Origin of the sequence: Luteimonas soli (assembly GCF_042648865.1) — a bacterium.
Classification (GTDB): Bacteria; Pseudomonadota; Gammaproteobacteria; order Xanthomonadales; family Xanthomonadaceae; genus Luteimonas; species Luteimonas soli.
Map to the genome: position 1 here is coordinate 28,310 of NZ_JBHRYA010000002.1, position 16,850 is coordinate 45,159.

At 67.7% G+C, this 16,850-nt stretch carries 27 protein-coding genes; 2 read left to right on the plus strand and 25 right to left on the minus strand.

All coding sequences use genetic code 11. The features are described from left to right. Position 1: 1 nt before the first annotated feature. Genes ACFONC_RS03265 through ACFONC_RS03280 form a run of 4 tightly spaced genes read right to left on the minus strand, consistent with a single transcriptional unit; the run spans position 2 to position 2,343 of the window. Positions 2-1,066, minus strand: a complete 1,065-nt coding sequence (locus tag ACFONC_RS03265) for a ParB/RepB/Spo0J family partition protein (protein ID WP_386742272.1) — start codon at positions 1,064-1,066, stop codon at positions 2-4. Positions 1,067-1,094: 28 nt separating this feature from the next. Then, positions 1,095-1,868: a ParA family protein gene (locus ACFONC_RS03270; RefSeq protein ID WP_386742274.1), complete on the minus strand. Its 774-nt coding sequence runs from the start codon at positions 1,866-1,868 to the stop codon at positions 1,095-1,097. Next, positions 1,865-2,056, minus strand: coding sequence for a hypothetical protein (locus ACFONC_RS03275; protein ID WP_386742276.1), 192 nt, complete (start codon positions 2,054-2,056; stop codon positions 1,865-1,867). The genes ACFONC_RS03270 and ACFONC_RS03275 overlap by 4 nt, the downstream gene beginning before the upstream one ends. Further along, on the minus strand, positions 2,056-2,343 hold the full coding sequence (locus ACFONC_RS03280) for a hypothetical protein (RefSeq protein ID WP_386742277.1): 288 nt from the start codon (positions 2,341-2,343) through the stop codon (positions 2,056-2,058). The genes ACFONC_RS03275 and ACFONC_RS03280 overlap by 1 nt, the downstream gene beginning before the upstream one ends. A 146-nt stretch (positions 2,344-2,489) precedes the next feature. Here ACFONC_RS03280 and ACFONC_RS03285 point away from each other — a divergent pair, with 146 nt between their 5' ends. Continuing rightward, a complete protein-coding gene (locus ACFONC_RS03285) occupies positions 2,490-2,729 on the plus strand; it encodes a hypothetical protein (RefSeq protein ID WP_386742278.1) in 240 nt (79 codons plus the stop codon). 841 nt (positions 2,730-3,570) lie between these two features. Here the strand turns inward: ACFONC_RS03285 and ACFONC_RS03290 are convergent. Genes ACFONC_RS03290 through ACFONC_RS03300 form a run of 3 tightly spaced genes read right to left on the minus strand, consistent with a single transcriptional unit; the run spans position 3,571 to position 5,115 of the window. After that, on the minus strand, positions 3,571-4,479 hold the full coding sequence (locus ACFONC_RS03290) for a replication protein RepA (RefSeq protein WP_386742279.1): 909 nt from the start codon (positions 4,477-4,479) through the stop codon (positions 3,571-3,573). 19 nt (positions 4,480-4,498) lie between these two features. Further along, positions 4,499-4,714 (minus strand): hypothetical protein, encoded by a 216-nt coding sequence (locus tag ACFONC_RS03295; protein WP_386742280.1) that lies wholly within the window; start codon positions 4,712-4,714, stop codon positions 4,499-4,501. Next, on the minus strand, positions 4,711-5,115 hold the full coding sequence (locus tag ACFONC_RS03300) for a plasmid mobilization protein (RefSeq protein WP_386742282.1): 405 nt from the start codon (positions 5,113-5,115) through the stop codon (positions 4,711-4,713). Before ACFONC_RS03300 ends, ACFONC_RS03295 begins: the two co-directional genes overlap by 4 nt. Before the next feature lie 104 nt (positions 5,116-5,219). Here ACFONC_RS03300 and ACFONC_RS03305 point away from each other — a divergent pair, with 104 nt between their 5' ends. Further along, on the plus strand, positions 5,220-5,795 hold the full coding sequence (locus ACFONC_RS03305) for a plasmid fertility inhibition factor family protein (RefSeq protein ID WP_386742284.1): 576 nt from the start codon (positions 5,220-5,222) through the stop codon (positions 5,793-5,795). Between the two features lie 152 nt (positions 5,796-5,947). Here the strand turns inward: ACFONC_RS03305 and csrA are convergent, their stop codons facing one another. The 18 genes from csrA to ACFONC_RS03395 all read right to left on the minus strand — a co-directional run. Continuing rightward, a complete protein-coding gene (gene csrA / locus ACFONC_RS03310; RefSeq protein ID WP_386742285.1) occupies positions 5,948-6,157 on the minus strand; it encodes a carbon storage regulator CsrA in 210 nt (69 codons plus the stop codon). A 126-nt stretch (positions 6,158-6,283) separates the two neighbouring features. Next, the gene (gene topA, locus ACFONC_RS03315; protein ID WP_386742287.1) at positions 6,284-8,278 is read right to left on the minus strand and encodes a type I DNA topoisomerase; all 1,995 of its coding nucleotides are present in this window, start codon (positions 8,276-8,278) and stop codon (positions 6,284-6,286) included. Between the two features lie 19 nt (positions 8,279-8,297). Continuing rightward, on the minus strand, positions 8,298-8,504 hold the full coding sequence (locus ACFONC_RS03320) for a hypothetical protein (RefSeq protein WP_386742288.1): 207 nt from the start codon (positions 8,502-8,504) through the stop codon (positions 8,298-8,300). Positions 8,505-8,652: 148 nt separating this feature from the next. Further along, positions 8,653-9,006 (minus strand): hypothetical protein, encoded by a 354-nt coding sequence (locus ACFONC_RS03325; protein WP_386742290.1) that lies wholly within the window; start codon positions 9,004-9,006, stop codon positions 8,653-8,655. Beyond that, positions 9,003-9,218: a hypothetical protein gene (locus ACFONC_RS03330; protein ID WP_386742291.1), complete on the minus strand. Its 216-nt coding sequence runs from the start codon at positions 9,216-9,218 to the stop codon at positions 9,003-9,005. The genes ACFONC_RS03325 and ACFONC_RS03330 overlap by 4 nt, the downstream gene beginning before the upstream one ends. Next, complete coding sequence (locus ACFONC_RS03335) at positions 9,215-9,397, minus strand: hypothetical protein (RefSeq protein ID WP_386742292.1); 183 nt, start codon at positions 9,395-9,397, stop codon at positions 9,215-9,217. Before ACFONC_RS03335 ends, ACFONC_RS03330 begins: the two co-directional genes overlap by 4 nt. A 184-nt stretch (positions 9,398-9,581) precedes the next feature. Then, the gene (locus ACFONC_RS03340; protein ID WP_386742293.1) at positions 9,582-9,848 is read right to left on the minus strand and encodes a hypothetical protein; all 267 of its coding nucleotides are present in this window, start codon (positions 9,846-9,848) and stop codon (positions 9,582-9,584) included. A 53-nt stretch (positions 9,849-9,901) separates the two neighbouring features. Then, complete coding sequence (locus tag ACFONC_RS03345) at positions 9,902-10,432, minus strand: hypothetical protein (protein ID WP_386742294.1); 531 nt, start codon at positions 10,430-10,432, stop codon at positions 9,902-9,904. A 689-nt stretch (positions 10,433-11,121) separates the two neighbouring features. Next, complete coding sequence (locus tag ACFONC_RS03350; protein WP_386742295.1) at positions 11,122-11,316, minus strand: hypothetical protein; 195 nt, start codon at positions 11,314-11,316, stop codon at positions 11,122-11,124. A gap of 496 nt (positions 11,317-11,812) precedes the next feature. After that, on the minus strand, positions 11,813-12,424 hold the full coding sequence (locus tag ACFONC_RS03355; RefSeq protein WP_386742296.1) for a hypothetical protein: 612 nt from the start codon (positions 12,422-12,424) through the stop codon (positions 11,813-11,815). Positions 12,425-12,456: 32 nt separating this feature from the next. Next, a complete protein-coding gene (locus tag ACFONC_RS03360) occupies positions 12,457-12,678 on the minus strand; it encodes a hypothetical protein (RefSeq protein WP_386742297.1) in 222 nt (73 codons plus the stop codon). A gap of 14 nt (positions 12,679-12,692) precedes the next feature. Next, positions 12,693-13,256 carry a hypothetical protein gene (locus ACFONC_RS03365; protein ID WP_386742299.1) on the minus strand — a complete coding sequence of 188 codons (564 nt, stop codon included), beginning with the start codon at positions 13,254-13,256 and terminating at the stop codon, positions 12,693-12,695. Positions 13,257-13,338: 82 nt separating this feature from the next. Beyond that, on the minus strand, positions 13,339-13,593 hold the full coding sequence (locus ACFONC_RS03370) for a hypothetical protein (protein ID WP_386742301.1): 255 nt from the start codon (positions 13,591-13,593) through the stop codon (positions 13,339-13,341). Then, on the minus strand, positions 13,593-13,844 hold the full coding sequence (locus ACFONC_RS03375) for a hypothetical protein (RefSeq protein WP_386742302.1): 252 nt from the start codon (positions 13,842-13,844) through the stop codon (positions 13,593-13,595). The genes ACFONC_RS03370 and ACFONC_RS03375 overlap by 1 nt, the downstream gene beginning before the upstream one ends. A 25-nt stretch (positions 13,845-13,869) precedes the next feature. Then, positions 13,870-14,112: a hypothetical protein gene (locus ACFONC_RS03380; protein WP_386742303.1), complete on the minus strand. Its 243-nt coding sequence runs from the start codon at positions 14,110-14,112 to the stop codon at positions 13,870-13,872. 14 nt (positions 14,113-14,126) lie between these two features. Next, complete coding sequence (locus ACFONC_RS03385) at positions 14,127-14,480, minus strand: hypothetical protein (RefSeq protein ID WP_386742304.1); 354 nt, start codon at positions 14,478-14,480, stop codon at positions 14,127-14,129. Positions 14,481-14,586: 106 nt separating this feature from the next. Beyond that, positions 14,587-16,464: a ParB/RepB/Spo0J family partition protein gene (locus tag ACFONC_RS03390; RefSeq protein WP_386742305.1), complete on the minus strand. Its 1,878-nt coding sequence runs from the start codon at positions 16,462-16,464 to the stop codon at positions 14,587-14,589. Positions 16,465-16,514: 50 nt separating this feature from the next. Next, positions 16,515-16,850 (minus strand): hypothetical protein (locus tag ACFONC_RS03395; protein ID WP_386742306.1); only part of this gene is annotated, 336 nt, incomplete at its 5' end.

Here is a 16,850-nt window from a genome sequence, read left to right on the forward strand (position 1 = left end):
TTCACTTCGTGTCGTGGTGCGGGTAGATCGCTTCAAGCACCAGGTCCGCCAGCGGCGCGTACAGGGTCAGGCCCGTGTCGGTGGCGATCATGACCAGGCGGCGGCCGCCTTCGGCCTTCTGGCGATCGTAGCGGAGCCAGTAGGTGTCGCCCTCGTACTGAACCTTGATTCCGACCGGCAGGTCCTGCGGCAAGGCCTTCGGCGGAGTGTAGTTGTCGCCGGCCTTCGTGGAGCCGTCGCCAGCGCCCGGAACGGCGGCAGGGCCACGGCCGCCCACGTCCAGGCCCTCGCCGTTGTCGGCAACGCCGGAGGAGGGCGGGGCGCCGGCGCCGTCATCCTCGCCATCGTCGTCGCCGTCCTCGCCGGCGCCGCTCTGCGCGCCGGTGGCCTTGGGCTCGGCCTTGGTCTTGGCGGGCGCCTTGCCCGGATCGGTGCCAGCACCATCGGCGCCGGTCGCCTTGCGCGCGAGGGAATCGGCCAGCTGGTTGACCAGGTGGCGAGTGATGGGCGCGCCCGACTCCGCCAGTTGCTCGACCTGCGCGGGCGCCTGCTTGTGAAGGCGGGCTAGGGCGGCCAAGGCGGAAATGTCGCTGGCGCGTCCATCGCGCAGGGCGTCCTGCAGGGCAGGCGGCATCTTCGCGACAGCAGCGTAATCCGATACCCAAGGCTTGCTCTTGCCGTAAGCAGTCGCCAGCTCCTTCTGCGACGTGCCAGCGTCCAGCTCGGCGGCGATGACGCGGTAAATCTCGAACGCGCTGAGGTCTTCGCGCTGCAGGTTCTCGACCATCTGCGCCCGGGCCGAGAGGTCGTCGCGGATGATGGCGGGAACGGTCTCGAGCTTCGCCAGCGCGGCCGCGCGCCAGCGCCGCTCCCCGGCGATCAGCTCGAAGCGATCGCCGGAAGTGCGCAGCACCACGGGCTGGATGACGCCGTGCGCTTTGATGCTCTCGGCCAGCTCGAGGAGCTTGGCCTGGTCGAAGGTCTTTCGCGGCTGCTCGGGATCCGGGTCGATCAGATCGAGCGGGATTTCGCGCACGCCGGCGGCGTCGGCGGGCGCATCGAGCATGTTGCTGAACTGGTCCAGGCCAGAGAAGTCAACCATTGAAGCCTCCCATCTTGTCCTCGATGACGGCCAAAACCGCCTTGAATTCCTTTCCAGCCTCGCGGGCCGCGGTTTTCTGCAGCTGCCATACGGGCTTTCGTTCGCTGGAGGCCTCGCCGATGCTGCTGCGCAAGGCAATCGCCGCGCCTTTGATCATGAATTGCGGATAGGCCTTGACCAGCTCACGCAACGCGGCTTTCTGCGCGGGGGAGTGGGTGTTGAGCTTCGACGGCAACATGCCGAGGAAGGTCAGGTTCTTGTTCCTGGTGTTGCGGATGCCGAAGATCGTCTGCAACAGCTTCGACAGGCCGAGAATGCTGTACTGCTCCAGGTCCACCGGGGTGATGACGTAATCCGCCGCGGCGAGAGCCGCGACCTGGACAAGATCCTTCGCGGGGTTGGTGTCGATGATGCACAGATCGAAGCCGGCGCCGGCGCCAATAGCCTTGATGCTGGCCACGTACACGTCGGAGATCGCCAGCGGCGCCCGCGGCACGTCGACCAGGCGCGCATCGTCGCCGGCCGAGATCAGCCTGATTCCTGGTTCACTCAACGCCGGAACGCTTGCTGCATCGAGCTTGCCGAACAGCTGGCTGGACTTCACGCCGCTGTCGAACTCGCCCAGGCTGTACGAGGTATGCGCTTGCGGATCGAGGTCGACGACCAGGACGCGGGCGCCGCGCTCGGCAGCGAAGTGGGCGAGGTGTACGGTCAGAGTAGTCTTTCCGACGCCGCCCTTTTGGTTGGTGATGACGAGAGTTTTCATTCGTCGGTGTCCTGGCCTTCCAACTTCGGATAGCGACGGGAAGACAGCCATGCGTTCAACGCCTGCGTCATCAGGTCCTGGATCGTGATTCTCCGCTCGGCGGCGATGACCTTGAGACGGTCGCGATCAGCTTCTTCGAGCCGAACGCGCAGGAAGGGGCGGGGGTCATTGGCGGGCTTCGCAGCCATTACTCCTCCACGACGATCAGGGAACCCTGGGAAGGCCACTCGCCGGTCAGCTCGGAGAGCTTGGTGAACGCGGCGAACTCCGCGGCGTACCACGCCGAAACGCCTTCGACGTCGGGCGTCACGTCCTCGGTGTGCGAATCGTCCAGCTCGTTGGCCGCCACGGTCGCAGCGAACGCCTGGCCGACACCGATGTTCCGCGCCTGCAGCTCCTGCAGGGCAGCTTCGCAGGCCTGGGCGATCTGCTCATCGGTGCCAGGCACGTACCACATCCACAAGCGCACTTTCATGACCCCTCCCTATCTGTTGGCACAGTGACACAATAGCACAATGGCCCTTGTGTGCAAGCGCCGGCGCCGGGGATCCGCGGACCGAAGGCGGGCGGGCACGATTCTTGCAGCTAGTTTCCAGCAGTGAACCCCGGCCAGAGCCTGCCATGTCCATGTCCCGCGCCCAAGTCGATGCCGCCCTCGACGCCCTTGCCGAGCGGTTGCCCGAGTTGGTGGCCAGCTACCCGGCTCCGACCGCCTACCGCATCGCCTCCAGTGCCGCGGCCGGGATCCGGGCGAAGGCGACGATGGGCGATGCTCTCCATGTCGACGCCAGGTCGCGCGAGCTGCTGGCCAACGCCGGATTGATCGCCCTGGATGGACTGCCTTGCGACGATCGCCGCTAACGCCAGGCTTCACCAGCGTCACTCCAGGCGCCTGCTGTTCAAGCCGACCGCTGTTTGCTCCTTCCTCCCAGCTGCCCGTCCTGCTTCGATTCCCGGCGCCCTAGCCGCTGCCGCATGCCCACCCACCTCCTGCTGACCTGCTTTTCAGGGGAGGGAGCCGCCGGCGATGCGCTGCTCGAGGACCGTCCGGTTGCGGTGGTAATCGGGCGCATCGCCGGTGGGAGGGGCGAAGCCCCTCCGGGGGAGTCGAAGTTGCGACCGGAGCGCCGTAGGCGCGTAGGGAGGACAGAGGGGGCGCAGCCCCCTGCAACTGGGATATAGACCGTTGCGCGCATGGATGCGCGCTCCTTCTTGCTTCTAGCGCGGGCAGGACGCCCGCGCAAAGGCCGGCCCGCGAAGCGGGACGGGGCGACTACATGGATGTAGGAGGGTAGGCGGGGCCCCATGCGAAAAATCGGCGCCGGCGTCGGAAGTTATCCACAGAAACAGCCCGCCCACTACCGGCAGAAAACTAACGGCAAGAGCTACCGGAGACACTACCGGTTTTAGGGGGGTGCAAATTACGCGCGGCCAAGGGGTGCGAATTACGCGCAACCGGGGGTGCAAATTACGCGCAGGAGGGGGTGCAAATTCCGCGTGGATAAGTCGCCCGCCCCACAGGCTTACCCACACAGCGGAGGGGGTGCAGATTCCGCGCAGTCGCCGGCGGCGACGCGACCGGTGGGAGGGGTGCGGATTCCGCGCGGTGGCAGGCGCAGTCGAAACGCGGGAGGGGGTGCAGATTCCGCGCAGCCTGACCGCCACAGCGGCAGAGGGGAGGGGGTGCAAATTCCGCGCAGGCTCACTTCCCGACGACCACCAGGGTTTTGGAAACCGGCGGCTGCGAGGGGTTGATCCTGATGCCGCCGAACACGTCCTCGACCTTCGCCTGCGGGTAGATCGCCAGCACGTCGCGCATGGCCTTGGTGAAGTTGCGCTTGAAGTTGCGCGGGTCGGCAATCTCCTGGCCGAACTGCTCGCGCAGGCTCGCCCAGTGCAGTACCGCAGAGCGGTCCAGGCGGTGTAGGCGATGGGCCAGCCAGGCATACAGGTCCAGCGCCAGGGCGCTGTCCTGGATCGCCCGGATCGCGCGGGCGTCCAGCGGGACGGACGCCTTCTGGATGCTGGCCGCGAAGTCGGGGGAGATGGTGATGGAGCTGGGCCACAGCGACCGTTGGCCCGTCTTGCTGGCCAGCTCCGGCCAGGCCTCGAACTCCTCGACGATCCGCTCGGCCGGCCGGGTGCGCACGGCGCCCGAGGGCATGTTGTAGCCGATGACCATGCGGCACGCGGCGAAGGCCTTGATCTGCTCCTTGAAACCGGTCATGCCGCCGCGCTTGCCACCGCTGGCGTCGATGTTCAGCGTGTTCTCGAGGAAATCCCGCACGCTCTCCCCGAGGTCGATGGTGCGATCGCCGGTGCGCAGGAACGAGCGAATCAGGTGGAGCAGTAGCAGCCGCGGCTTGGTGCCGTAGGGCAACGGCTGCTGCACGTAGTCCTGGCCATCCCATAGCGTGCCGGCCTCGAGCCGGATGGCGGCGTTGCCCGATCTGCGCTCGAAGGTCGAACCCTTCGGCCGTGAGCGCGGCAGGCCTACCTGGCAGAACGTGGAGTGCAGGAACGCAATGTCCTCGCCCTCCGGCGCCGAGCCCATGATCGTGGCGCCGGCTTCTACAAGCTTCGTGTCCTTCCTGTTGCGCGGCGTGTCCATCTGGCCTCCTCGTGGGTGCTCAATCGCGTGGCAAGCGGCGAGGGCCCGCGTTCCGGCGGGCCTCGTCGATGATCGTTTCGATGCGGATGACGCGCTCGCGCAGCAGCTGGTTGTCGTCGCGCAGCTGGCGGTTTTCGGCGCGCAGCTCGCGCAGGTCCTCGGACAAGGCCGCAACCTTGTCGATCACGCTGGCGACGGCGCGCAGCGTGTCCCACACGTCCTTCATCGCGCTCACTTACGGCCGCCCCGACGCTGCCCGACACGGGGTATGCGACCCGGCACCGGCGCCGGCGGCTCGAGTTGCAGGCGCTCGGCGATGGCAGCCAGCTCAGTGGCATTGAACTCGCGCTTGGCGCGCTCGCGGACGGCATCGTCGTCGCGGTGCATCTGGCTCTCGCGCAGCCTGCGAATCTCGGCCAGGTTGACGTCGATCGCTTCCACGGCCTGCGTGACCCTCGGCTTGATTTCCGCAAGCATCTGCAGCAGCGCCTGGTCGGCATCGCTGGGCTTGCGGCCGAATAGCCGCTGCCGGACGTAATCGGAGACGTTGGCGCTGCCGGCGCGGTGCGCAGCACGCGCTACGCGCTCCTTTTCGCCGGGCTCGAGGCGGAGCGTAAGCAATTCGGTGGCGGCCATTTTTGGTCTCGCTTTGGGTGTGTAATACGGTACGTTATACAGCGCGCAAACGGTGCAGTCAAAGGAGCAGATTCATGTTGGGAGCAATGCGGAAAAGGTGGATATTGCAGCGGGAAATCCGCCTTACGGAGGCGTCGATCGCGCGGCGGCCGCCGCCGGCGCCGGCTCAGCTGGTCGGGGTGGTGCGGCACGCCGCCACCTGGCGCCTGGCGGTGCCTTCGCAGCTCGAGGTCCTGGTCAAGGTCGACGGCGGGCAGGATGACGTCGATCGCTATGTCGTCCACGTCGACGCCGATGCGTTCTACCTGGCGATGCTGCGCAAGGTGCGCGTGCTGCGCACCAGCGCGCACGGCAGCACGTGCATGGCGCGGCGAGACATGCCGCGCGACTACAAGTACGCCAGGGCGGCCGCCGGCTTCGCGCACAGCGCGACCAGCCCGGTGCCGTTGGCGCAACCTGTGGTCGGCGTCGACGGCCAGGGTCGCCTGCAGGTCGATTTCAACGACGGCATCACGCGCACGTACTGGCTTCTGGCCAACGGCTGCAGCAGCTTCCCGGTGGAGGTGCACGGCCGGCAGGACGCCTACGTGCTGGCCAAGCACGCCGGCGTCGGCATCGAGTGCTTCGCGGACCTGTTCGCGACCGGAGCAGTCCACGCTTCGTCCACGGCCGCTGCGTAGCAGCGCACGGCGCGCGTAGGGGATGGTTCGATCCATCCCCAGGCGCCGGGGTAGCGGTGGGCGATAGGGTGGGCTGTCTCGCTCGATCGAAAAAAAACACCGCCGGAAAGGCGGTGTTTTGAGCTGCAGGCCAGGCGACGTCGCCGGCGACGTCAATCGTCGTCGTGCGCGAAGCTGGGAACGCCGCCGCCGCCGGCGCGCTGCTGCTGGATCCGCTGGTAGATTTCCTCGCGGTGGACGGCCATGTGCTTCGGCGCCTCGATGCCGATGCGGACCTGGTTGCCCTTCACGCCGAGGACGGTGACGTTGACGTTATCGCCGATGACCAGGCTTTCGGCGATGCGCCGGGTGAGGATGAGCATGTTGGATCTCCTGATAGATGCGCCGAGGGTGGATGTGGCGCTGGTGAAGGCTTCCTGCTGCTGGCCAACCGCCCTGCCACGATGATGCCACGGCGGGCGGATCGCCTTATGTGACGCGGGTTTCTCTCACTTGGGCTTGCGCGGCGCCGAGGCCGCGGCGAGGTCGGGGCGGCCGCGCTTGTCGGGAACGGTGCCCTTGCAATCGGGGTAGCGCGAGCAGCCCCAAAACTTGCCGTTGGCGCCGCTGCGCTGGCGCAGCACGCCCTTCTTGCAGACCGGGCAGTGGGTCGCCTCCTTGCCGCCGAACGCGGGCTTGCCACGGTTGTCGTCGAAGATCGCCTTGCACCCGTCCTTCCAGCGCGAGCAGCCCCAAAAGAAGCCCTTGGAGCCCTTGCGGCGATGCAGGGTGCCCTGGCTGCAGACCGGGCATTTCGGCGCGTTCGGATCCTCGATCCGAATAGCGGCGCCGGACTGCAGCGTGGACAGCTCCTGGTCGAGCTGCGCGTAAGCGCGGCTGACGACGTGCTCGTAGGACAGCGAGCCGCCGGCGACGTGATCCAGCTGCTCCTCCAGCTCGCGCGTGTAGTCGAGGTCGACGAACTGGAACGTGCCCACCAGCGCGTCGCGGATCGCTTCGCCGGCAGCGGTGGGAAAGAGAAAATCCTTCTCGCCCTCGATGATGTAGCTGCGCGCGGTGATGTTGTCCATGATCGCCGCGTAGGTGCTGGGTCGGCCGATCCCGCGGTTTTCCAGCTCGGCGACCAGCGTGCTCTGCTTGTACCTGGGCGGCGCCTTGGTGTGCAGCGTGAGGATCTTCCCGTCGATCGCGCTGCAGCTGGCGCCGGTGGCCAGCTCCGGCACGGGGTTGTTGGCCTGGTCCTCGTCGCCGGCGTCGTCCTCGTCGGGCGCCTGCAGGGCGAGCCAGCCCTTGTGGGTGAGCGTGCGGCCTCGCGCGAGGAACGACACGGGCAGGCCTGCGGCGTCGCCCTCGAGGACGGCCGTGCGCACCGCGTAGCGGGCGTCGGTCAGCTGCGAGGCGTAGGCCCGCGTCCAGATGAGCCGGTAAAGCGCCCGCTGCTCCGGCGTCTCGCCGGCGTCCCGGTCGGCCATGTGGGTCGGCCGGATCGCTTCATGGCCTTCCTGCGCGCCCTCCTTGGACTTCCAGGTGCGTCGCTTCTCCGACAGCGGCAAGCCGTCGGCCGCGGCGATCGCCGCAATGTCCTGGACGGCATCGTCGGACAGGTTCGGCTTGTCGGTGCGGTGGTAGCTGATAAGGCCCGCCTCGTAGAGCTTCTGCGCCAGATCCATCGTCTGCTTCGGCTTGAAGCCCAGGCGCGCTCCCGCGACCTTCTGCAGGGCAACCGTGGTGAACGGCGCCGGCGGCCCCTTGCGCGTCTCGCTGTCCTCGAAGCCGGCGACGGTCACGTGGCGAACCGCGGCTACGCGGGCGGCCAGCGCATCGTCGAGGATGTAGTCTTGGCCGACCTGCAGGTGCGGCTTGGTCTGCCAGGTGGCTTTCCACTGGCGACCCTCCGCGCCGTCGAACAGCAGCTCGGCGCCGTAGTGCTCGGTCTGCCGGAACGCGCGAATCTCACGCTCGCGGTCGACGACCAGGCGCACCGCCGGCGACTGCACCCGTCCCGCGGCCAGGCGCTGGCCAGCGCGATCGGAAAGGGCAGGGCTCACGCGGTAGCCCACCAGCCGATCAAGTACGCGACGCGCCTCCTGGGCGCGCACAAGCGGCATGTCGAGGCCGCGAGGACTCTGCACGGCGGCGCGCACGGCGGTCTCGGTGATTTCGCCAAAGGTGATGCGCTGCGGGTTGCGCAGGCCCAGCGCGTCGGCCAGGTGCCACGCGATCGCTTCGCCCTCGCGGTCCGGGTCGGTGGCCAGCAGCACGCGATCGACCTTCGGCACTTCCGTCAGCAGGCCTGCGAGGACGTTGCGGCCCTTCTCGGTGGGGACGTAGTGCGGCACGAAGTCGGGCGGGGCCACGCCCATTTCCTTCTCCGGAAGGTCGCGCACGTGCCCGACGCTGGGCATGATCCGAAAGCCGGGGCCGAGGATGCTGGCCAGCTTCTTGACCTTGCCGGGGGATTCGACGATTAGCAGGGTGGTCATGGGGATCTCCATATCGTTGTTAGAACAGGGAGGCCTGGGCCGACGGCCACAGCTCCGGAAACCGCTGTCGGTAGGACGAAATCGGATAGCGCAGCTCGCGCAGCAGCCCCTGGCCGAGCGCGACCTGCAGCTGCGGGTTGCGCGCCAGGGCATCGAGCCTGGCCAGCGTTTCGGCGAACTCGCGCATCGGGTCAAGGTCGGTCGGAGTGCTCGTTTCTTGCGCCATTGATATTTACTCCTTTCGTCGTGCGATTGTTGAAACAATCGCCGAGCGAACATAGCACGGTCGGCGAATCGCGAGGCAGCAAGCGCCCGTCCCGCGGATGCGGGGCGTTTCGTTCAGGGACGTTGCCGCCGGCGCCGCCGGCGACGGATCAGATTCGGCCGGCCGGGTAGCCCACGGACTGCCGCTGCAGCTCCTCCACGCTCATGGCGAGCGCATCGGCCAGCGCCTGGCGCAGGACCTGCAGGGCCGCGTGCGCTTGCGCCGGCGCCGGCGAGGCGTGGTCGGCCACGCTCAAGGCCTCGGCCAGGCTCGGCGACGTCGCCGGCGACGCTGCAGGCCTGTCACGAACACCGCGAGCTTGCGTGCGGTCGGTGATTTCGCCGAGCAGCTCCACCAGCTTCGGGTAGTCCTCCTCGATCATCGCGTGGTCGTCGGCCGTCAGCTCGCCCCACTGTTCGGCCAGGCGATCCACTAACGGCAATACCGCCAGATTCGCGCTCATTTGTGCTTGCTCCTCGGGTAGTAGTAGCGAACGCGCGGCGTCACGGACACGCCGGAAGGCGAGACGTTGACGCTCACGCCGCTGGTCACGCGGGCATCGCCCACGCGGACGCCCTGGTAATTCGACGCGCTGTAGTAGTGGGTGGTCGATGCGCAGCCAGCCAGGCAGGCCAGCACGCCGGCGCCGATCGCCGCACGGAAGGTCCTGGTCATGACGGCCGGCCCTCCGCGATGGCCAGCAGCGCAGCGCGTGCTTCGTCCTCGCGCCGCTGGGCCTCGAGGACCGCCTCGGCGTCGCCGGCGAACACGGCGGCCAGCTGGTCGTGGAACGCATCGACCTGTTGTCGGTTCAGGGCGGAAATGCCCTGCGGGGTGCGGTTGAACTCGCTCATCGTCATTCTCCTTGCCTGGGGGATCCTCTTGTCATCGCTTGGATACCGACACGGAAGCCTCGGCCGGCGGATCGAACTTCGAGAAGGCGGCACAGCGCGCCGTGTCCTCCGAAGACTCCTGGACCGTACCCACATACTTCCCGTCGACGTACACGTTCCACTCAAACATGGGCTACTCCTCTGATTACCTTCGTTGCAGCTCGATACCCAGGAACGCGGCCAGCGCCGCACCATGCTCCACGGGCAGGAACAACGTGGTGTTGCCAACAACCAGCATCGCGTCGTCGATTTGCGCTTCGTCGCCGTGTACCAGCAGCTGCGTCCTGCAGGCGTAACCCGACACAAGAGCTATCGTGCGCGCACCTAACAGCTCGCCGACGCCCTTGGTCGGCGCCGCAAGTAGCTCGAAGTCGAAGTAGTCGCCGTACTGACTACGCGCGGCTCTGAGCAAGCCACCTGACCCGATCGACGGCATCGGGATCTCAATGTGGTCCGGCTGGCCAGTCACGCCTGCGCTACCTCATTCGCCTCGCCGCTGTCATCGTGGGCACCGCCGAGGCGGACGTGCAGATCGTTGATGTGCATGGCCGCCTGGTCGCCGTTCTTGATCGACGGCAGCGAGATTTCGGTGTTGCCTTGGTATCGGTTGGTCACGGTGACGCGGTAGGCCTTGAACAGCCAGCCGAAGAAGGACTGGGTGAACGTCGCCTCGCGCAGATCCCGCCAGCGCACGCCCGAGACGCCCTTGTTCCAGGGGAACACTCCGCTGTAGACCCACACGCCATCCGGGTGCGTGAACAGCTTGACGCTGTTGATCAGCAGGACCTGGTAGGCGAACAGCGCCAGCGCGCCCAGCAGCATCAGCGTCCCAGGGATCCAGAACAGGTAGGCCATCAGGCCACCTACGGTTCCGAACATCGAGAACACGATGAACGGCTTGACGTAGGCCGTCCACGCGGGGACGAACACCTGGTAGGGCGGGCGAACATCGAACCCGGCAATCAGGTTCACCTCGTTCGCGGCAGCGTTATTCATGGTCAACTCCGACATGGCACTCACCTCCACGATAGCAGCAATAGTTTCAACAATTCCCGGTCGATTTCCCCGGTTTCCACAGCTCCGCTCCAGCTCCGCTCACCACCTATCCTGCTAGATGCCAGAGCCGGCTTTTGCTGTTGCTTTTGACTCCGGCTCCGCATGTCACACCTCCTCCGTCGCTGCCTTGAAACCTATCCCGCTGAGTGCCTTTCGCCGTAAGCGCAGGGCAGCGCGGCCGATCGAGCGGGCGTGCAAGGGCGTAGAGCGCAGCGTCCCTTGCAGGCACGCGCGGCCGTGCTAACCGGGTTGCGCGTAGGCGGAAGGTGCGCAGCGGGGCGCACAAGGCAAGACGAGTGGACATGGAGCCGGTGCAAAGCGCGAAGCGCCTTGCAGGCCGCCCTTGAAGCCAACGCGATCGCGCCCGGAACTCCGGGTGGGTGAAACGCTGCGCGCCGGCGGGAAAGCCAGCATCGTGCAAGCTGGCCAGCGCACGATGCTGGCGACGCCGAAGCGCAGTTGAAGCGGCTCGGGAAGGGGCCAGCCGAAACGCGCTCCTGGTCGCGAGGCCTTGCCCGCCCGGGCCCGCCGTCATGCGTGACGCGAAGCCGGATGACGGCGGTGCTGCAGCTGGCGGCGCGAGGCAAAAAAAAGCCGCCCGCAGGCGGCTCGAAAGGGACTGCTGAGGATTATTCGTCGCCGGCGGCGTCGTCGGGCTTCTTGGGGAACACGACCAGGCGGTCGCTGACGCTGATGCCCTTGCGCAGGACGATGTTGAAGCCGCCACCCTGCTTGTGCGGGAAGGCCGTGCCGACCTTGGTGTAGAGCTTCTTGTTGTCGTCGCCGTATTCCTCGGTGACGTAGACGTTGAGTTGGTCCGACATGGCTGTTCTCCTGGAGTTGTTAGCGCGGATTGCGCGGCACCCGTACAGCGGCGAGATAGTCCCGGTACGCAAGGGGGCGAAGCCAGGGATTGGCTGGCGCGGGCAGGAGGGGGGAACCCCCGACAACACGGGCCAATCCCGGCCCTTGCGTACCGGGACCCGCCGCTATGGTGCAGCCATAAAGCAATTCCTCGCAACAACGCGGGAGGATTGTTGGAACAATCCACTACGTTGGGCCGAGGGGCGACGCACAACAGCTGCGCGGCGGCCGCCAGGCCTCCGCCATGAAGCTGCCGTGGCGGACGCCCTGCGCCAGGGCGCTGCGACCGGCTGGGGTGGCCCGTCAGTCGCGCCGCCAGCGAGTCAGACAGACCAGGAAGGCGATGAAGGCGGCGGCAACGCCGCCGAGCAGGACGATACCGGCCATGCGGTCCCTTGTGGTGGGCTCTTGTGGTGGTATCGGCCATGATCCGGTCGACCTTGAGCCGGTGCCCGGCTAGGCCTGCTGCGGCCAGATGGTGTCGACCGCGGCGCGGGCCATCGCGCGGAAGCCCTTGAGCATCGCGATTCCGCCGACGATCAGCAGCGCGATCCCGGCGAACAGGCCGAGCATGCCGAACAGCGCCCAAAACCAGTCCCCCGGCCCCGGCGTGAAGCCGGGATACATGGATTCAGGGCCGTTGGCGACCGCGAGCGCGGTGCTGCCCCACCACACCAGGAGGCCGACGGTGGCCGCGGCCGTGCCGCTGGCCAGCTGGATGCGGGCATCCTGGGGGATGACCGTCCAAGCCCACTGCAGGCGGTCGCTGCGCGCCGTCGCCCAGTGGATGCCCTGGAAGATCCCGATGGTTACGAGCGGCGTGAGGATCAACCCCAGCGGCGAGGCAATCCATCCGCCGAGAGCGAGCAGGGCGCCCGAGCCGGCGACCAGGGAGGCGCCGGCGAGGGTATGCCGCACGTTGCGCGTGGCGCGCAACGAGACGGCCAGGCACGCGACGCCGAGCGCCGCGAGGACGGCGGGGTGCTCGAAGAACGCGGCCAGCTTGGCAACCCATGTGAAGCTGCCCTGCAACTCGGCGAGCTGGTCAGTCAGAAGCGGCATTTCCATCGTCGTTCCTCCGGTGGTGCGTGCGCTCGCGGCTATTGGCCGCGGCGCTTCTTGAGTTCACGAACGCGGCGGGCGTCCGGCGAAAACAGCCAGGCATAAAGACCGCCCGCGATGAGGGCCAGGATGGCGGACACCACTGGGCCGCTACCCCACGCAGGCGGGAACAGCTGCAGCTGCTCGGCGAGCACGATGGCCGTGACGTACAGGACTGCGAGGATCGGCGCCCATAGGCCGCCGTTGCGGATGAAGCTCATGGTCATTTCCTCCGTTAGGTCCGGTCGATCCAGCGCGGCCGCGTTTCATCCGGCTTTACGTCAATCGGCGGGCGCCCCGTACTGCGGCCCCATGCCGACCTGTGGACGTCGAGAATGTGGCTGACGATGGCCTCGCCATCCTCCGGCCGGATGCGAATGTCGGCCCGGAACGCGGGGCGCTCGCCCCTACCGATGGGACGCAGGTTGAACACCAGCGTCGCATCCCGGTAGCCGGGCGCGTGGCCGTAGGTCACAAGCTCGGCCGCGAAGTCCAGGCGTTCGTCATCGCCGCCCGTGACCTCGGCCAGCTTGTCCGCCTTCGCCTTCACCGCCGCCGCGTAGGCGGCTTCGTTCCGCTCGTTGCGGAACTGCTTGGCGACCTCGGGGATGGCGGCCAGCCACCCGCGGTCGATCCGCCCGATGGCGTCGGCCAGCGTGTAGTCCATTTCCGCGAGCCAGTCGGGGCGATCCAGGATCAGGGCCACGGCCAGGGCTTCGCCCGTGGACATGGGACCGGGATGCCCGAGTGCTTGTGCATCGCGGGTCTTTGACAGCAGGTGCTCGATGGCATCGTTCATGGGATTTCCTCGGTTTGCGGCATTTTGGCCGATCGTGAAGGGTGGGTGTCTACGGTCGTGAGACGCCTGTGCGACGGGGGTTTCAGCCATCGCCGGCGTCCTGGTCCTCGCCGGCGGCGCGCTGGGCGCGCACGGCGGCGACGTGCCGAGTGAGCCATTCGCGGCTGCGCTCGACGGCGCGGTGCTTGGCGGCGAACCGCTCCTGCAGAGTGGGGCGGTCGCCGTGCTGCTGCAGGGCGTCAGCCAGGTATTCGGCCTCGTCGGCGAGGACCTGCGCCGCCACGTCTAGGTCCTCGAGCAGCTGGTCGGTCAGCCGGGGCTTGCGAGCGGGGGTCATCAAGGCAGTCCCAGCGCGTCAAGGAAGGCCCGGCGCCAGCGGTACGCGGTGGCGCGGGACATGCCGAACTCGGCGCACAAGTGGGCCACGCTCGGGGGCCGTCCGCCAAAGCGCAGCGCGAGGCGGACGGCCAGGTTGACCGTGCCGGTGCCGGTGGTGTGGACGGCGGTCTGCGTGTAGCTGCGTGGCCGCCTGTCCGGCATCGCCGGGAGGAAGGGCGGAAACGGACTGTCGTGGCGGTGGAAGCGCATGGTAGATCCTCCGTGTCCGGGCCGGTCAGGCCGGCGTGCGGCCGAAGCCCTGCTTGGCCAGCTCGACGGCCATGACGTGGCGAACCTGCGTGGCCTGGTCGGGCGTGAGCGTCGGCTGGATCGCGGTCAGCGCCTGCGCGGCGGCGAGCGCCTTGGCGATTTCCGGTGCCATTGCCATCGCGGCCTTTGTCTCGCGCGACTCCACGAAACGGCGGAAGACGTTGCCGATTTCGCCCCAGGTCGGCGTCATGTCGATGGTGTTGGTCATGGCGGCGATCCCCGTCAGAACTCGCCGGGCAGCACGATGGACGTGCTGCTGCGATCGGCTTCGGTGATGACCCACACACGGACGTCCGGTCCGAGCTGGAACGAGGAGAAGATGCGGCCGCCGCGACGCAGCGCATCGAGGTTGGCCTGACGGTCGTGCGGCATCATGTGCGACCAGTCGGCCATGCAGTGGCGGCGCACCAGGTCGGTGGCGTCCAGGTCGAACCGGCGCATCGCGCTCCAGGCGCCGTCGGTGATGGACACGCCGCCCGGATTGAATACCAGGCCGGGGGCCTGCGTGCCGCAACGGCGGCGGCGCAGGCCTGCGTCCGGCCGGGGAGCGGCGAAGGCGAGGGGATTGGCGTTCATAGTCACTCCTTGAGGGTTCGCCCGTGCCTATATGGCACAGTGGCACAATAGCACAATGGCGCAGGGATGCAAGCCCCGCGTGCGCTCGGCACGCGGGGCTGCGGGGTCACAGCGTCAGGGTCGGCGGCAGCCAGCCGGAGCCGGCCAGCAGGTCAGCCGCCTTCTCGGACAGCAGGCCGCGCTTCATCTTCGACAGCGCGGGGTCGGCGTGGCCGTTCTCGGCCAGCACCCGCAGCGTCGTCGCCTTCTTGATGCGAGCGAAGTAGCCGGCCTGCGGTTGCCAGTGGTCGGTTAGTTTCACGCCCAGGGCGGCGACCAGCGGGGCCATCTTCTGCGCGCCGGCGTGGAACTGCGTGCCGGCCAGCGAGCGGGCCGTCGAGTAGGCCAGCAGGGACAGGATGGTGTTGTCGTCGGCGGCAAGGCACCACTGCCACAGCGCCTCGGCGTCGCGGGGCAGGGTGTCCTGCCATGCTTCATGCCGCCGCTTGCCCTGCTGCTCGACGGCACTGCCTTCCAGCGTGGCCGATACCGGCAGGTTCGCGTGGTCCTCGGCCGAGATGGTCACGCCGTGGTTGTTGTAGGACTCGCCGATCCAGCGCAGCGCCAGCTGGTAGGCGAGGGCGCGCAGCGCGATCGGGACGTTCTCGGCCAGCGCCTCCTGCGTGACGGCGGTGAGGTACGTGGACAGGTCGGTGCGCACGCTCTGCGGATCGTCCTTGTCCGCGTCCCCGGCCTCCTGGCCGGCTTCGCTGGACGCGCTGGTGCCGGCGGAGGCCTTGCGCAGCTTGGCCTTGTCGGCGGCGCGGATGACGTTCAGCAGCTTCTTGACCTTGCCGTCGCTGGACAGGCCCACCACGACGCCCGCCAGCTGCGCGCCCTCCGGGTGCGGCACGCGCAGGGTGTCCTCGATGGCGGAGATTTCCGCCTCGATGGCATCCACCTTCTCACTGGCTGCCATCCATGCGGCCTCGTCGTCGGCGTCCTCGTCGTTCGACGGGGGCATGTCCTCCAGGATGCGCAACTCGTCGGTGGCCTTGTCCAGCTTCGCCTGCAGGGCGGCCAGCTTCTTGGCGGTCGCGGCGTTGGGTTCCTGCCGCACGGTGGGAATGTCGGCGTAGTTGCCGCGAATCTGGTAATCCAATTCCTCGGCGTACACGTCCACCCACGGCGCGTCGCGGCGCAGCTTCTCGGCGACCTTTTCCAGCTTCTCCGCAGCCAGGCGCGTCAGCAGCGCGGCGTCGTTGAAATAGGCGCCGTTGCGTTCGTCGAACATATCGCGCGTGACCGTGCCGCCGGCGGCGACGTAGGCCTTCTCGCCGACGTAGCGGGCGCGCTCGTCGGTTTCGGGAACGGCCTCACTGGTGAGGGCGCGGCGGATTTCATGCGCGCTCGGGTAGTAGCTGCGGCCCTTCAACAGCGCGTCCTGTGCGCGGTGGTCGCTGGTCAGCGTGAACGCCATGACCTGCTCCAACCGCAGGTCGCCGGAGCGGTAGAGCTTCATCACCTTCGGCGACACGCGCGAGAGCGCCAGACGCCTGCGGACAACCTCGGGGCTGGTGCCGTGGCGCGCGGCGATTTCCTCGACGTCGGTGCCGGCGTCGACCAGCTTGGCCCACGCATCGAACTCGTCCGCCGGGTGCATGTCCTCGCGGTGGATGTTCTCGGCCATGCTCAACTCCACGGCTTCCTCGCGCGTGACGATCTGGCAGGGGATGGGCCAGTCGGTCGGAATGGCCTTGTCCTTCGCCAGCGAGGCCAGGGCGGCCAGCCGGCGACCGCCGGCGACGACGCCATAGCCCTCCTTCTTGCCGCGCTTCTCGGGCACGACGACAAGGTTCTGGATGACGCGCTGCGAGGCGCGGATATTCGCGGCCAACTCGGCAACGTCGGTGCCGCCGGTCTTGCGGACGTTGAGGTCGGAGCGGTGCAGCTGGTTCAGCGGGATCAAGGTCGGCGCGGTGGCCGTGGTCGTTACGGTTTGCATGGTCGTTTCCTTCGTAGTTGTTGTAGGTACAGCGGGGTGAAACCGCCCGATCAGTAATCGGACGGCAAGAGAATCGTGGTCACGCTCCGGTCGGCCTCGGTAATGATCCAGACCTTCCCCGTGCCGACCGGGTAGGACGACAGCACGCGGAACCCGTGCGCGATGGCCTCGCGGTTGCTCTGCTCGTCCTCCGGGTCGAGGTCGCCGAAGTCGCCGCGCATGTGCCGGTCCACCAGCGCCATCCCGTTGACGCCTGCCCGGGCCAGCAGGTCCAGTGCCGCCGGCGTTCCCACCAGCTGCCCGAGCGGGAACAGGATTCGCCCCTTCCCTTCCCATGCTTTGCTAGATGCCAGAGCCGGCTTTTGCTCTTGCTGTTGCGGTTGCTC

What these genes read in the sequence shown, in the direction of transcription:
- ACFONC_RS03265 (WP_386742272.1), bottom strand. Translation starts at nt 1,066, where the DNA reads ATGCTCGATGCGCCCGCCGACGCCGCCGGCGTGCGCGAAATCCCGCTC.
- ACFONC_RS03270 (WP_386742274.1), bottom strand. Translation starts at nt 1,868, where the DNA reads ATGAAAACTCTCGTCATCACCAACCAAAAGGGCGGCGTCGGAAAGACT.
- ACFONC_RS03275 (WP_386742276.1), bottom strand. Translation starts at nt 2,056, where the DNA reads ATGGCTGCGAAGCCCGCCAATGACCCCCGCCCCTTCCTGCGCGTTCGG.
- ACFONC_RS03280 (WP_386742277.1), bottom strand. Translation starts at nt 2,343, where the DNA reads ATGAAAGTGCGCTTGTGGATGTGGTACGTGCCTGGCACCGATGAGCAG.
- ACFONC_RS03285 (WP_386742278.1), top strand. Translation starts at nt 2,490, where the DNA reads ATGTCCATGTCCCGCGCCCAAGTCGATGCCGCCCTCGACGCCCTTGCC.
- ACFONC_RS03290 (WP_386742279.1), bottom strand. Translation starts at nt 4,479, where the DNA reads ATGGACACGCCGCGCAACAGGAAGGACACGAAGCTTGTAGAAGCCGGC.
- ACFONC_RS03300 (WP_386742282.1), bottom strand. Translation starts at nt 5,115, where the DNA reads ATGGCCGCCACCGAATTGCTTACGCTCCGCCTCGAGCCCGGCGAAAAG.
- csrA (WP_386742285.1), bottom strand. Translation starts at nt 6,157, where the DNA reads ATGCTCATCCTCACCCGGCGCATCGCCGAAAGCCTGGTCATCGGCGAT.
- topA (WP_386742287.1), bottom strand. Translation starts at nt 8,278, where the DNA reads ATGACCACCCTGCTAATCGTCGAATCCCCCGGCAAGGTCAAGAAGCTG.
- ACFONC_RS03320 (WP_386742288.1), bottom strand. Translation starts at nt 8,504, where the DNA reads ATGGCGCAAGAAACGAGCACTCCGACCGACCTTGACCCGATGCGCGAG.
- ACFONC_RS03325 (WP_386742290.1), bottom strand. Translation starts at nt 9,006, where the DNA reads ATGAGCGCGAATCTGGCGGTATTGCCGTTAGTGGATCGCCTGGCCGAA.
- ACFONC_RS03330 (WP_386742291.1), bottom strand. Translation starts at nt 9,218, where the DNA reads ATGACCAGGACCTTCCGTGCGGCGATCGGCGCCGGCGTGCTGGCCTGC.
- ACFONC_RS03335 (WP_386742292.1), bottom strand. Translation starts at nt 9,397, where the DNA reads ATGAGCGAGTTCAACCGCACCCCGCAGGGCATTTCCGCCCTGAACCGA.
- ACFONC_RS03345 (WP_386742294.1), bottom strand. Translation starts at nt 10,432, where the DNA reads ATGAATAACGCTGCCGCGAACGAGGTGAACCTGATTGCCGGGTTCGAT.
- ACFONC_RS03350 (WP_386742295.1), bottom strand. Translation starts at nt 11,316, where the DNA reads ATGTCGGACCAACTCAACGTCTACGTCACCGAGGAATACGGCGACGAC.
- ACFONC_RS03355 (WP_386742296.1), bottom strand. Translation starts at nt 12,424, where the DNA reads ATGGAAATGCCGCTTCTGACTGACCAGCTCGCCGAGTTGCAGGGCAGC.
- ACFONC_RS03360 (WP_386742297.1), bottom strand. Translation starts at nt 12,678, where the DNA reads ATGAGCTTCATCCGCAACGGCGGCCTATGGGCGCCGATCCTCGCAGTC.
- ACFONC_RS03365 (WP_386742299.1), bottom strand. Translation starts at nt 13,256, where the DNA reads ATGAACGATGCCATCGAGCACCTGCTGTCAAAGACCCGCGATGCACAA.
- ACFONC_RS03370 (WP_386742301.1), bottom strand. Translation starts at nt 13,593, where the DNA reads ATGACCCCCGCTCGCAAGCCCCGGCTGACCGACCAGCTGCTCGAGGAC.
- ACFONC_RS03375 (WP_386742302.1), bottom strand. Translation starts at nt 13,844, where the DNA reads ATGCGCTTCCACCGCCACGACAGTCCGTTTCCGCCCTTCCTCCCGGCG.
- ACFONC_RS03380 (WP_386742303.1), bottom strand. Translation starts at nt 14,112, where the DNA reads ATGACCAACACCATCGACATGACGCCGACCTGGGGCGAAATCGGCAAC.
- ACFONC_RS03385 (WP_386742304.1), bottom strand. Translation starts at nt 14,480, where the DNA reads ATGAACGCCAATCCCCTCGCCTTCGCCGCTCCCCGGCCGGACGCAGGC.
- ACFONC_RS03390 (WP_386742305.1), bottom strand. Translation starts at nt 16,464, where the DNA reads ATGCAAACCGTAACGACCACGGCCACCGCGCCGACCTTGATCCCGCTG.